Annotated in this window: 10 protein-coding genes; all 10 read left to right on the top strand. The window is 39.7% G+C overall.

The features are described from left to right. Window positions 1-89 precede the first annotated feature (89 nt). The 10 genes from bamA to tilS all read left to right on the top strand — a co-directional run bounded on the left by bamA (window position 90) and on the right by tilS (window position 14,166). A complete protein-coding gene (bamA, locus tag FCS21_RS10415) occupies window positions 90-2,546 on the top strand; it encodes an outer membrane protein assembly factor BamA (RefSeq protein WP_138623103.1) in 2,457 nt (818 codons plus the stop codon). Between the two features lie 129 nt (window positions 2,547-2,675). After that, window positions 2,676-3,194 carry an OmpH/Skp family outer membrane protein gene (locus tag FCS21_RS10410; RefSeq protein ID WP_138623101.1) on the top strand — a complete coding sequence of 173 codons (519 nt, stop codon included), beginning with the start codon at window positions 2,676-2,678 and terminating at the stop codon, window positions 3,192-3,194. A gap of 86 nt (window positions 3,195-3,280) precedes the next feature. Beyond that, on the top strand, window positions 3,281-4,324 hold the full coding sequence (gene lpxD, locus FCS21_RS10405) for a UDP-3-O-(3-hydroxymyristoyl)glucosamine N-acyltransferase (protein ID WP_138623099.1): 1,044 nt from the start codon (window positions 3,281-3,283) through the stop codon (window positions 4,322-4,324). Window positions 4,325-4,494: 170 nt separating this feature from the next. Continuing rightward, window positions 4,495-4,947 carry a 3-hydroxyacyl-ACP dehydratase FabZ gene (gene fabZ / locus FCS21_RS10400; RefSeq protein ID WP_138623097.1) on the top strand — a complete coding sequence of 151 codons (453 nt, stop codon included), beginning with the start codon at window positions 4,495-4,497 and terminating at the stop codon, window positions 4,945-4,947. A 114-nt stretch (window positions 4,948-5,061) separates the two neighbouring features. Further along, window positions 5,062-5,832, top strand: a complete 771-nt coding sequence (lpxA, locus tag FCS21_RS10395) for an acyl-ACP--UDP-N-acetylglucosamine O-acyltransferase (RefSeq protein ID WP_138623095.1) — start codon at window positions 5,062-5,064, stop codon at window positions 5,830-5,832. Between the two features lie 111 nt (window positions 5,833-5,943). Next, a complete protein-coding gene (gene lpxB / locus FCS21_RS10390; RefSeq protein ID WP_138623093.1) occupies window positions 5,944-7,116 on the top strand; it encodes a lipid-A-disaccharide synthase in 1,173 nt (390 codons plus the stop codon). Between the two features lie 183 nt (window positions 7,117-7,299). After that, window positions 7,300-7,977 carry a ribonuclease HII gene (rnhB, locus tag FCS21_RS10385; RefSeq protein ID WP_138623091.1) on the top strand — a complete coding sequence of 226 codons (678 nt, stop codon included), beginning with the start codon at window positions 7,300-7,302 and terminating at the stop codon, window positions 7,975-7,977. Continuing rightward, complete coding sequence (gene dnaE, locus FCS21_RS10380) at window positions 7,970-11,536, top strand: DNA polymerase III subunit alpha (RefSeq protein ID WP_171035684.1); 3,567 nt, start codon at window positions 7,970-7,972, stop codon at window positions 11,534-11,536. The genes rnhB and dnaE overlap by 8 nt, the downstream gene beginning before the upstream one ends. A gap of 108 nt (window positions 11,537-11,644) precedes the next feature. Next, the gene (gene accA, locus FCS21_RS10375; protein ID WP_138623089.1) at window positions 11,645-12,601 is read left to right on the top strand and encodes an acetyl-CoA carboxylase carboxyl transferase subunit alpha; all 957 of its coding nucleotides are present in this window, start codon (window positions 11,645-11,647) and stop codon (window positions 12,599-12,601) included. A 137-nt stretch (window positions 12,602-12,738) separates the two neighbouring features. Beyond that, complete coding sequence (gene tilS / locus FCS21_RS10370; protein WP_138623087.1) at window positions 12,739-14,166, top strand: tRNA lysidine(34) synthetase TilS; 1,428 nt, start codon at window positions 12,739-12,741, stop codon at window positions 14,164-14,166. The last annotated feature ends 24 nt before the right edge of the window (window positions 14,167-14,190 follow it).

Below are 14,190 nucleotides of genomic sequence, written 5' to 3'. Positions count from 1 at the left end.
TATTTGTTCGTCGAGTGTTAGAGTTACTGCAACATACTAGGTGTGTCGCTATCCGTTTTTATAAAAAGAAATAACGAAGTTTATACTATATGATGATGAAAAGAATTGCCTTCGCCCTACTCATGGGTACGCTAGGAACATCAGTACCTTATGCGCAAGCGGCATCAAGCTTTCAAGTTGAAGATATTGAAGTTAAAGGTCTACAGCGCGTTGCGTTAGGAGCTGCCTTAACACACCTTTCTTTTAATGTGGGTGATAACCTCAACGACTTTAGAATTTCACAGTCAATTAAGGCCTTATACCAATCAGGTCACTTTAATGATATTCGTGTTTACCGAGATGGTAACCGTTTGGTTTATCGCGTTAGAGAGCGAGAAACCATTAGCGAAATTATCTTTGATGGTAACAGTGACATTAAAGATGAGCAGCTAACTGAAAGTCTTGACGGTAGTAATATCCGTGTTGGCGAAACACTTGATAGAACGGTTATCTCGGGCATCGAAATGGGTCTAGAAAACTTTTATCACAGCGTTGGTAAATACAATGCCAAAGTAACCGCTAAAATTACTCACTTACCAAGAAACCGAGTTAATTTAGAATTTCGTTTTGTTGAGGGTGATTCTGCTTCGATTAAACAAATCAATATTGTTGGTAACGAGGTTTTCTCAGATACCGAAATATTAGATAAAATAGCGCTGACTTATGACTCGCCATGGTGGAATTTCATGGCCCAAGATCGTTACCAAAAAGAAGCACTGCAAGGTGATATGGAAACGATTAATAGTTATTACCTTAATCGAGGCTATTTACGCTTTAAAGTTGATTCGACGCAAGTGTCAATGACGCCTAATAAAGAATCAGTATATATTGCTTTAAATGTCAGCGAAGGTGAAACCTACAGAGTTAGCGAAGTTGACTTTATTGGTGATATGGCTGGATTTGAGAAAACTATCCGCGCCATTAACCCTCTACAAGCTGATGAACTTTATAACGGTGCAGAAGTTACTTACACCGAAGAAGTCATCAGTAAATTTTTAGGCCGTTATGGTTACGCTTATCCTAAAGTGAGAACCATTCCTGAAGTGAATGATGAAAATCATACCGTTAAATTATCTATATCAATTGACCCAGGTAAACGGGTCTATGTTAACCGTATTAACTTTACCGGTAACCATGTTACTGCTGATAACGTACTGCGTCGTGAAATGCGTCAAATGGAAGGTGCGTGGTTGTCTAATAGTGTTGTTGAGTCGTCTAAATCTTGGTTAATGCGTTTGCCTTATATGGAAACGGTTGAGTTTGAAACTAAGCAGATAGAAGGTGAAGATGATCTGGTTGATATCGACTTCACGGTAAAAGAGCAACCATCGGGCTCTTTTAATGCTGGTATTGGTTATGGCTCTGAAACTAAATTAAGTCTTAACGCCGGCGTACAACAAAACAACTTTTTAGGCACAGGTAATCAACTCGGCTTTAGTGTTGCAAAAAATTATTACCAAAAGAACGCCACCATCTCTTATACTGACCCTTACTTTACTGTTGATGCGGTTTCGTTAGGTGGTCAAGTGTATTACAGCGAGTATGATGCGGGTAATGCCAACATGGTTGAATACAACAATAAGACCTTTGGCTTGGGTCTTAACTGGGGCTTTCCCGTTAATGAATATTTACGTTTAAACTTTGGTATTGGCTGGAAGTATAACCAAATTTCTCAATTACAAGCTTACGATCAAATTCAAAGCTTTTATGATATTTACGTAGATCCCGATGATCCCGATGGACAACTTGCCTTTAAAACAGTTGATTTAAACGCAGGGTTATCACGTAGCACTTTAAATAGAGGCACTTTCCCTACGGCCGGTTCTCAACAAAGACTTAATGTTAAAATGACCTCACCTAAGTCAGATTTGCAGTATTTTAAGTTAAATTATGATGCTAAATTTTACTTTCCGTTAACGCGTAGTCAAAAGTGGTCGGTATTAACACGTATCCAATTAGGTTACGCTAATGGTTATGGGTCTATTGACGGTAACGACCAATTATTACCTTTCTGGGAAAATTTTAGTGCCGGTGGTGCAGATACCTTGCGCGGCTTTGAAAGCAATACTGTTGGTCCTCGTGCTATTTATCGTAGCCCACAACAAATACCAGGTGGCTGTTGTTTAGGCCCAGACAATGACTCTATTTATGTATCAACTCGTTCAGTCGGTGGTAATGCCATGGCACTTGCCGGTTTAGAGCTTATTGTACCCACTCCATTTTTAGATGAAAGCTATGCAAATAGTGTCCGAACCAGTATTTTTTGGGATGCGGGTAGTGTTTGGGATACAGAGTTTAACCTAGAGAGTTATGAAAACTTATCACCTGTGGAGTATGATAAAATTGATGACTTCTCTGACCCAAGTCGCTTTCGTAGTTCAGCAGGTATATCATTCCAATGGTTATCGCCAATGGGACCGATGATCTTTAGTTTTGCTAAATCGGTGAGAGCAGAAGACGGCGATGACACCTCATTTTTTAGCTTTAACATTGGGCAAACATTTTAGATAACGGTTTCATCAATTACGCTTATCGCCATTGTTGAAAAGTGAGTTAAGCGAGAGTCAAACAAGTTAAGTACAATAATATTTTGTCACTACATGACATAATCACATAATCAATAAAGGGGAACAACGTTGAATAAAATTATTAAAACTATGGTTATGGGCGCAGCTGCATCAGGTATGTTACTAGCAAGTTCAGTAATGGCAGCGGATCAAAAAATAGCGGTAGTAAACTTTCAAGAAATCATGAGTAAAATTCCACAAACAGCAGCATTAATGCAAAGCTTAGAAGCAGAATTTAAAGATGATAAAGCGATGATTACTCAGCTTGAAAAAGATATTAAGTATTATCAAGAAAAGCTTAAGCGTGACGGTTCATTAATGAGTGAAAAAGAAAAAGAAGAACTAGACGGTAAAGTGAAGTCTTTATTTCAAGAATACCAAGTAAAAGGTAAGGCATTGCAACAAAAAGCCACGCAACGTCAAAATGAAGAGACCAATAAAATTATCGCTTTAGTCCGTCAAGCAGTCGATAACATTGCCGTTAAGAAAGATTATGACTTTGTCCTTTCTCAACAAGCGGTAGTGTACACCAAACCCGATGCTGATATTACCGATGTAGTGGTTGAGCGTGTAAGTAAGCTTAAGTAAGCGGTTTGATCAAAGACTTTTTTATTTTTAATCCTTAAAGTTTGTCGTATGTATTTTAAAGTAACAATAACAGTAAAGGCACTGATATGACTTATACCTTAGCTGATATAGCTAATAAGCTAAATGCCAAGTTGGTAGTGCCAGCAGCGCTAGATGCATCAAGTGAAGCAGCGGTTAATATAACTAGCTTAGCAACCTTAGCTAAAGCAACCACAGGCCAAGTTGCTTTCTTAGCTAATAGTAAATATATACCACAGCTTAATGATACTAAAGCGTCTGCTGTTATTGTCTCTCCCAATGCGGCTAAGTCATGTCCGGTAAGTGCGCTGGTGATGGATAACCCTTACATGGGGTATGCCATCTTAGCGAATTTATTGGATACTACGCCTAAACCGGCCAGTGGGATTCACCCAAGTGCAGTCATCGCTGAAAATGTTGTTATTGGCGAGAATGTTAACATTGGCGCTAATGCGGTTATTGAGTCGGGTGTGCACTTAGCTAATAACGTCAGTATTGGCGCTGGTTGCTTTATTGGTCATGACGTGACCATTGGTGAGGCGACTTCGCTTTGGGCGAATATCACTGTTTATCATAACGTTGTTATAGGTCATCATTGTTTAATTCAAGCCAATACGGTTATCGGCGCTGACGGCTTTGGTTACGCACCAGTAGCAGGTCAGTATAAGTGGCATAAAATACCACAGCTTGGTGGTGTTGTTATTGGTAACCATGTTGAAATAGGTGCTAGTACTACTATTGATCGAGGAGCATTGGATAATACCGAAATAAAAGACGGTGTTATTTTAGATAACCAAATTCAAATTGCCCATAATGCTATTATTGGCGAAAATACTGCTATAGCAGGTTGTAGTGTTGTTGCCGGTAGTGCCGTGATCGGAAAAAATTGTACTATTGCCGGCCTTGTTGCTATCAATGGCCATATTTCTATTGCTGATAATACTGTCTTTACAGGTATGTCGATGGTAACTAAAACGATTACCCAAGCGGGCGTGTATTCATCAGGTATGCCAGTAGCGCCAAATAAAGAGTGGCATAAAACCAACGCGAGAATTAAACGACTTGATAGTTTAACCGCACGGGTAAAAGCGTTAGAAAAAATTACGCGCTAATAACTAGCTATTCATTCTACCAATGCGTAAAATGCTCCAACGTTTTTATGTCATGTAAAGCTTATCAGTCTTTAACCATAACCTTTTGCACGTAAATACCAGTGACATAAATAGAACAAACGATTAACTTATTTACTCGTTAACCGTGCTAGCTAACAAGGAACACTCATTTGGATACTGTAAAAAAACCTATCGACCTTAACGAAATTAAAACTTTGATCCCACACAGGTATCCTATGTTATTAGTTGATAGAGTGCTTGATCACGAGCCAGGTAAAACGTTACATGCGATTAAAAATGTAACCATCAATGAACCTGTATTTACCGGTCACTTTCCTGAAGTAGCTATTTTTCCAGGCGTATTAATTTTAGAAGCGCTAGCACAGGCAACCGGCATTCTGGGTTTTAAAAGTACAGAAGGTCGAGAAGAAAAAGAGATGTATTTATTTGCCTCAATAGATAAAGCAAAGTTTAAAAAGCCGGTACTACCTGGCGATACTATGCATTTACATGTTGAATTCATTAAAGAGCGTCGTGGTATGTGGAAATTTTATGGTGAAGCGAGAGTTGATGGTAAAGTAGTCTGCTCTGCTGATCTTATGTGTGCACGTCGACCTTTATAATTTTCATAGCCTTTTATGACCTTTTATAGTCTTCTTTGCTGCTATTGCTAAAGACATATAAGAGATTAATAACGCTAAATAAAACGTCTACTTACCTATTAGAAGATTTAATATATGATTCATTCCCAAGCTATTATTGAGCCAGGCGCTATTATTGGTAACAATGTTTCCATAGGTCCTTGGACTTATATCGCCAGTAACGTTGTTATTGGCGATAACTGTGAGATTAGCTCGCATGTTGTTATTAATGGCCCAACACGTATTGGTAACGGTAACCGTATTTTTCAATTCGCCAGTATTGGTGAAGACTGTCAAGATCTTAAGTATGCAGGTGAGCCTACCGAATTGATCATTGGTGATAACAATATCTTTCGAGAATCTTGTACTGTCCATCGTGGTACCGTACAAGATAATAGTGTTACCCAAATTGGCAGTAATAATTTATTTATGGCTTATACCCATGTTGCCCATGATTGTCTTGTCGGTAGCCATTGTATTTTTGCAAACAACGCTTCTATTGCTGGTCATGTTCATGTGGGTGACCATGCCATTATTGGCGGCATGGTTGGCGTACATCAATTTTGCCATATTGGCGCGCACAGTTTTATTGCCGGTAATGCCTTAATACTTAAAGATGTGCCAGCTTATGTCATGGCATCAGGGCAGCCAGCCAAACCTTTTGGTCTAAATAGTGAAGGTTTAAAACGTCGAGGTTTTGATAAAGAAACCGTTTTAACAATAAAACGAGCCTATAAAGCGATTTACCGCCAAGGACTTTCTGTTGAAGACGCGTTAAAAACCATCGGTGAAATGCCAGCACAATCCCCAGAATTACAGGTTTTTTGTAATTCAATCAAAGACTCTAATCGCGGCATTATACGTTAAATATGTGCCGTTACTGCTTGTCTTAACTCAAGCAGTAAACGCAGCATTAAGTGCTCTGTTTACTGTTCAGATTAAGACAAGCAACGCTAACACTAAGTACCTTTAACGCCTATGACTTCTCAAGTTCTATCTCAAACTAAACACGCTAACTCAGCAACCGTCTTTGCCATTGTTGTTGGCGAACATTCAGGTGACACATTAGGCGCAGGTTTGATGATCTCGTTACGCCAAACTCACCCCGATGCAACCTTTATCGGTATTGGCGGTCCGAAAATGCAAGCGCTAGGTTTTAACAGCTTATTTGAAATGGATGAATTGTCGGTCATGGGCTTAGTGGAAGTTCTTGGTCGTATTCGTCGATTATTACATGTTCGCAAAAGCTTAGTAGACTTTTTCACTAGCAATAAACCTGATGTGTTTATCGGTATTGATGCCCCCGACTTTACTATTGGCTTAGAATTAAAACTTAAAAACCAAGGCGTTAAAACCGTGCATTATGTTAGTCCATCAGTATGGGCGTGGCGTGAAAAACGTATTTTTAAAATTGCTAAAGCGACCAATATGGTACTAGCATTATTACCTTTTGAAAAAGCTTTTTACGATAAGCATAATGTCCCTTGCACTTTTGTCGGTCATCCACTTGCTGATGATATTCCAATGCAAAGTGATAAAGCATCAGCAAGAAAAGAGTTAGGTTTACCTGCGAATAAAAAGATTTTAGCGCTTATGCCGGGCAGTCGCAGTGGTGAATTAGCACGTTTACTTGAAGATTTTTTCGAGAGTGCTAAACAATTACAAGCACAAGATAGTGAACTACTTTTTGTTGCGCCTATGATCAGTGAACAACGTGTAGCGCAATTTAATGCCCTTAAAGCAGAGTTTGCTCCGGCGTTAAAGGTTGAGGTTATTCTTAATAAAACACAAACAGTAATGGCAGCGAGTGATTGCTTATTAACCGCCTCGGGTACAGTCACCTTAGAAGCGGCATTAATTAAGCGTCCTATGGTTATTTGTTATAAGTTTAGCCCTATCACTTTTTTATTGGGTCGTTGGTTAGTTAAGTTAAAGTGGTTCTCACTGCCTAACTTATTGGCTAATAAAACCTTAGTACCTGAATTATTGCAAAAAGCAGTATGCCCAGAAAATATTGTACCGTTAATTAAAGAACGCTTATATCAAGATCAAAGCCAGCTTAATGACAGCTACACTAACATCCATCAACAGTTAAAGTGTGATGCGAGTAAACAAGCTGCTAAAGCAGTACTTGATGTTTTATCTAGTTAGTTTTAGTTAGCAACCTTTAGCTAGTAACCCTTAACGAGTAATATTAACTACTAACATTAAGTATTAAAGCTTAATGATCAGTCTAAAGCATTACTCTCAAGCATTAACTGATGAACCATTAACAGCAACCAACAAAAATACCGATTAGTAACTCAACCCACAGTAAGAATATAAGATTAATTTATGGCAAGTAAACACACTTTTCCTGATTTTGAATACCCTATCGCCTACTGCATTGCAGGTGTTGATGAAGTAGGTCGTGGTCCTTTGGTGGGTGATGTGGTCACAGCGGCGGTTATTTTAGATCCCGATAACCCTATTGAAGGATTAATGGACTCAAAAAAACTATCAGAAAAAAAACGTAACTTACTGGCTATTGAAATAAAAGAAAAAGCACTCGCTTGGTCGCTAGGTCGGGCAAGCCCACAAGAAATAGATACCTTAAATATTTTACATGCGACCATGCTTGCTATGCAGCGCGCTGTTGCTGGACTCACGGTTGAACCTGACTTTGTGCTTGTTGATGGTAATCGTTGTCCAACTTTTTTGGCGTGTAGTAATGATAACGAACAATACAGTAATCAATACAGCCAACAAGACCGCTTAAAAATTGCCAGTCAAGCGGTAGTAAAAGGTGATGCCCGAGTGGTAGAAATAAGCGCCGCCTCAATTTTAGCGAAAGTTACCCGCGACGATGAGATGATCGCGTTAGATAAACTATACCCTCAATACGGTTTTGCTAAGCACAAAGGCTACCCAACTAAGTTACATTTAGAAAAAATTATTGAGCATGGCGTGCTTGACTGTTATCGACAAAGCTTTAAACCGGTGGCAAAAGTGTTAGGTACTTTCCATGAGTGAAAGCATGACCAATCTTCCTGAGGATGTAGCAGCCAACACCTTTGTTGAACCTAAGTTTGTGCACTTACGTGTACACAGCGATTATTCAATGTGCGATGGTCTAAAAAAAGTTAAGCCAATTATAGCGAAAGCCGCTGAATTAAATATGCCAGCGCTCGCCTTGACCGATCAAACCAATTTATGTGGTCTTGTTAAATATTATCATGCTGCTCATAACGCCGGTATAAAGCCTATTATTGGCTGTGATTTTTGGGTTAAAAGTGACGCGTTAGAAAATGAGCTGTCGCGTATTGTGGTGTTAACAACTAACAACGCTGGCTATAAAAACATTACCGAACTTATCTCTAAAGCTTACTTACGCGGACATATTCAAAACAAAGCGGTTATCGATAAATCGTGGTTAGTTGAGTTTAAAGAAGGCTTAATTATACTCTCGGGCGGCCGTGAAGGTGATATTGGTAAAGCACTGTTAAAAGGCAATACTGCACTTGTTAACGATATGGTGGCTTTTTATCAACAACACTTTGAACGTTGCTTTTTTTTAGAGCTCATTAGAACCGGTCGTAACGACGAAGAAAACTATATTCATTTAGCGGTTGAACTTGCTGGGCAATATGATTTACCTGTTGTTGCCACTAACGAAGTGATGTTTCTTTCTCCCGATGACTTTGATGCTCATGAAATTCGCGTTGCTATTCATGATGGTTACACACTCGATGATAAAAGGCGCCCTAAGCGTTACAGCCCAGATCAGTATTTACGCAGTGAAGCTGAAATGTGTGAGCTTTTTAGTGACATTCCTGAAGCTTTAGCTAATAGTGTCGAAATTGCTAAACGTTGTAATGTTACCGTTACCTTAGGTGAGTATGTTTTACCCGACTTTCCTACTGAAGGGTTAGAAATAAATGACTATTTTATTAAGGTGTCTGAAAAAGGTCTAGAAAAGCGTTTGGATCAATTATTTGATCGCCAAGCTGATAACTTTGCCGAAATAAGAGCGCCGTATGATGAACGCTTAAAAGTAGAGCTTGAAGTTGTCAATAATATGGGCTTTCCCGGTTATTTTTTAATCGTAATGGAATTTATTCAGTGGAGTAAAGATAACAATATTCCGGTTGGACCAGGTCGTGGTTCAGGGGCCGGCTCGCTGGTCGCTTATGCCTTGGACATTACCGATCTTGATCCGCTGCAATATGATTTACTTTTTGAGCGCTTCTTAAACCCTGAACGGGTATCTATGCCAGATTTCGATATCGATTTTTGTATGGATAGACGTGATGAAGTGATTGACCATGTTGCTGAGCTCTATGGTCGTGATGCGGTATCGCAAATAATTACCTTTGGCACCATGGCGGCAAAAGCGGTTATTCGTGATGTTGGTCGTGTATTGGGGCATCCTTATGGTTTTGTTGATCGTATATCAAAGCTTATTCCACCAACGCCAGGTATGACGCTCGCAAAAGCCTTTGAAGAAGAACCTAAGCTGCCTGAAGTCTACGCACAAGATAGTGACGTAAAAGACTTAATTGACATGTGTCGTATCCTAGAAGGCACTACACGTAATGCCGGTAAACATGCTGGTGGTGTGGTTATATCACCAACGACTATTACTGACTTTGCGCCACTTTATTGTGATGATGAAGGTAAAAACCCAGTAACACAGTTTGATAAAAATGATGTGGAAGATGCCGGCTTAGTTAAATTCGATTTTCTAGGTCTTAGAACGCTCACTATCTTGCAATGGGCTATTGAAATAGCCGATGAAAAGCTGCTTAAAGCAGGTAAAGCGCCTATTGATATCAGCAAGATTGATCTTGAAGATAAAGCCAGTTTTAAGTTGTTACTTGCGTCACAAACCACGGCGGTATTTCAGTTAGAATCTAGCGGCATGAAGTCGTTAATCGATAAGTTAAAACCCGATTGCTTTGAAGATATTATTGCACTGGTGGCTTTATTTAGACCTGGGCCATTACAATCAGGCATGGTTGACAACTTTATTGAACGTAAACATGGTCGTGAAGAGGTCAGTTACCCGGATGCTACTTGGCAACATATTGACTTAAAACCAGTACTTGAACCTACCTACGGTATTATTTTATATCAAGAGCAAGTGATGCAAATTGCTCAGGTTTTAGCGGGTTACTCACTTGGTGGCGCCGATATGCTACGCCGTGCTATGGGTAAGAAAAAACCTGAAGAAATGGCTAAACAGCGTGCGGGTTTTGAAAAAGGTGCGATAGATCGTGGTGTTGATGGCGAGCTGGCGATAAAAATATTTGATTTAGTGGAAAAGTTTGCCGGTTATGGCTTTAACAAATCCCACTCAGCTGCTTATGCGTTAGTCTCTTATCAAACACTATGGATGAAGACACACTTTCCCGCGCCGTTTATGGCGGCTGTTATGTCGGCTGATATGGATAACACTGAAAAAATTGTTACCTTAGTGGATGAATGTAGCAATATGGGGATTATGTTATTACCACCTGATGTTAACAGCGGTCAATACAAATTCACGGTAAATGACGATGACCATATAGTATATGGTATTGGTGCGATTAAAGGCGTGGGCGAAGGTCCTATCGAAGCCATTATTGCTGCGCGTCTTAATGGTGGCCCCTTTACCGACCTTTTTGATTTTTGTGCCCGTCTTGACCTTAAAAAAACTAATAAGCGCATTTTAGAGAAATTAATTAAATCAGGTGCGATGGATAATTTAGGCCCTAAATCGCAGGTCGGCTCAACAAAAGAGCAGGGCGCTAATCGCGCAGCACTTTTTGCTACCTTACCTGAGGCTATTAAAGCGGCAGAGCAACACGCCAAAGCGGAGTCTTTAGGTCAAAATGATTTATTTGGCTTAATTAACGACGAACAAACCGACTCTAGACAAAGCTTTAAAGAAGTAAAACCTTGGGCTGAAGAAGTATGGTTAGATGGTGAAAAAGAAACGTTAGGGCTTTATTTAACCGGTCATCCCATTAATCGTTATTTAAGTGAAATAAAAAAATATTCATCAAGTCGACTCGTTGCCATGCAACCAACCGGGCGAGATAAGCAAGGTGTTGCCGTAGGTTTAGTTATTGGCGTACGCGTCTTAGTCAATAAGCGCGGGCGTCGCTGGGCATTAGTGACCTTAGATGATAAGAGTGCTCGCATGGACATCCGCCTCTTTCCAGATGACTATGATCGCTTTGCAGAGTTGCTTGTTAATGATGCTATTTTGGTTTGTAGCGGACAGGTCAGCTTTGATGATTATTCAGGTGGTAATACAATGACCGCTCGGGATATAATGTCAATCACTGACGCGCGAGCAAATTATCTTAGTTCTATCGATATTCAAGTTGATAAAAGCTTGATTGCAGATGATTTTATCGAACAGTTTACTCAGGTATTAACGCCTTTTAAAGAAGGCACCTGCCCAGTGAGAGTCTTTTATCAGCGCGAAGAAGCTCAAGCTATGCTTGAATTAGGCGTGCAATGGCGAGTAACGCCAACTGATATGTTACTGTACGAATTAAAAACATTGCTTGGTGAAGAACGTGTCGCCATGGAATTTAAATAATACTCGTTTCATGAGTGAAATGGGTATAATTACAGCTTAGCTCAAGGTACTTTGGTTAAGTCTTTAACTATTTTAAAAAATTAACTAGATTTATTAGGTAAAATAAACATGTCATTAAACTTTTTAGATTTCGAGCAGCCTATCGCTGAACTTGATGCAAAAATAGAAGAGCTACAGTTAGTTAACAACGGTCAAGAGCTTGATCTTGATATTGAAGATCAAATAACGCAATTGCGTGAAAAGAATAAAGACCAAACTAAGAAAATATTCGCTAATTTAGAGCCATGGCAAACTGCACGCGTAGCTCGCCACCCACAACGCCCTTACACGCTAGATTACATACCACGTATCTTCACCGAATTTGATGAGTTAGCAGGTGATCGAGCTTATGCTAATGACAATGCTATTGTTGGTGGTACCGCGCGCTTAGACGGCAGACCGGTAATGATCATTGGTCACCAAAAAGGTCGTTCAACGGCTGAAAAAGTTAAACGTAACTTTGGTATGCCTCGCCCTGAAGGTTACCGCAAAGCACTGCGTTTAATGGAAATGGCAGAACGCTTTAATATGCCAATCATTACTTTTATTGACACTCCAGGGGCTTACCCTGGTATTGGCGCAGAAGAGCGTGGTCAAAGTGAAGCGATTGCCCGTAACTTAAAAGTCATGGCGCGTTTAACGGTTCCTATTGTTTGTACCGTTATTGGTGAAGGCGGCTCAGGTGGTGCATTAGCCATTGGTGTTGGCGACAGAGTAAACATGCTGCAATATTCAACTTACTCAGTTATCTCCCCTGAAGGTTGTGCCTCTATTTTATGGAAAACAGCCGAAAAAGCATCAACAGCAGCTGAAGCTATGGGTATTACGGCAAAACGTATTAAAGAGCTTGATCTCATTGACAGTATCGTTGAAGAGCCATTAGGCGGCGCACATCGTGATATGGATATTATGGCGGCGCATCTTAAACAAGCCATCAATAAAGATCTTACTGACTTAGAGAATTTAAGTAAAGAAGAGCTTATTGAAAAACGTTACGATAGATTAATGTCTTTTGGTTACTGCTAGTCGCTAAGCATTTTTTGCTGATGTTTTATAGGCAAGCATAAAAAACTCTTTAGAAGTATTCTAAAGAGTTTTTCGTTTTTTAAAGCCCTCTATTTTAGCAACGATTATGACACTCTTGATAGCAGTTGATAATTTTTATGAATAAACACATCACAGCCCTTCATACTACCCTCAGACCTCTTATTGAACTCGATGAGAATATTGAGTTAATTATTGCTTACAGCGGTGGTGTCGACTCACAAGTACTGTTACATGCGCTAATACAGTTACAGCAAAAAATACGTTTTACTAACACCATCACGGTTTGTCATGTTAACCACGGTTTGAGTCAAAATGCACAAGCTTGGCAAAATTTTGCCGAGCAAGAGTGCGCGAAGCTCTTGGTTAACTTGGTTATTAAAAAAGTAAACTTACAGCCTAAACCTCAACAATCACTTGAAGCATTGGCGCGTGACGCTCGATATGACGCACTTAAATCATTGCGTGATAAAAAATGTTTAGTGCTAACAGGTCATCATAGTGATGATCAAAGTGAAACTTTTTTATTAGCCTTAAAGCGTGGCGCAGGCTTGAAAGGGTTGTCTGCTATGGCAGTGCAATCAGAGCTTGGTCAACATCTACTCGTTCGTCCATTATTAAGTATTTCTCGCCAAGAAATTGAAGATTATGCCAATAGCCATCAGTTAACCTGGGTCGAAGACGAGTCAAATACGGATAACTGTTTTGACCGTAATTTTATTAGACAGCAAATCATGCCTAGTTTACGTAAGCGCTGGCCTAGTATTAGCCAAACCATTAACCGTAGCGCTAGCCATTGTTTAGCTGGACAAGAATTATTAGATGAGCTAGCTGAGCAAGACTTAGCCGTTTGTAAAGCTGAGACTACTGGGTTACAGGTAGAACCATTAAAACTACTATCACCAGCACGTTTTAATAATCTATTGCGCTTTTTTATGGCTCAGCAGGGGTGCTTAATGCCAAGTACTGAGCAAGTAAAGCAAGTGAGACAACAACTAGCTGCCGATGCTGATAAAATGCCACAAATTAAAGTTGGGCAGTACGTTTTTAGGCGTTATAAAAACACCTTGTTTTTAACGTCTTTTTATCAAGATATTAGCGATTGGCAGGTGCAGGTCGATATCTCTTATCGCGCTCTTACGCTTGGTGATATTGTTGTTAACTTACCTGATAATGTCGGCACTTTGGTTTTTAATGCTAGTACGGCTCAAAAGCTCAATAGTGCCAATAAAAGCAGTCAAAATATCCCAATTGATCACTTAACAATGAATCAAAAGACATTGCCGGGTATTGCTTTACCTAAAGCAGCACAGCAGGTTACGATTCGTTTTAGCCATGACAACCCAACATGCTTACCTCACTTTAGACAACACTCACGTAGCGTTAAAAAGGTATTGCAAGAGCTTAATATAGCGCCATGGGAACGTAAACGCATTCCCTTTTTATATTATGACAATGTGTTAGTGGCGGCCATAGGGCACTTTATATGTCAGTCCTTTATTGAGCACGACTCTACACTAGGTATCAAAATAGTACTGTTAAATTAACGAATCGAGTATAAATAAAAAGGC

It is taken from the genome of Colwellia ponticola (assembly GCF_005885605.1).
GTDB lineage: Bacteria > Pseudomonadota > Gammaproteobacteria > Enterobacterales > Alteromonadaceae > Colwellia > Colwellia ponticola.
Note: the sequence above shows the minus strand (reverse complement) of the source record. Positions and strands in the feature narration are given on the sequence as shown.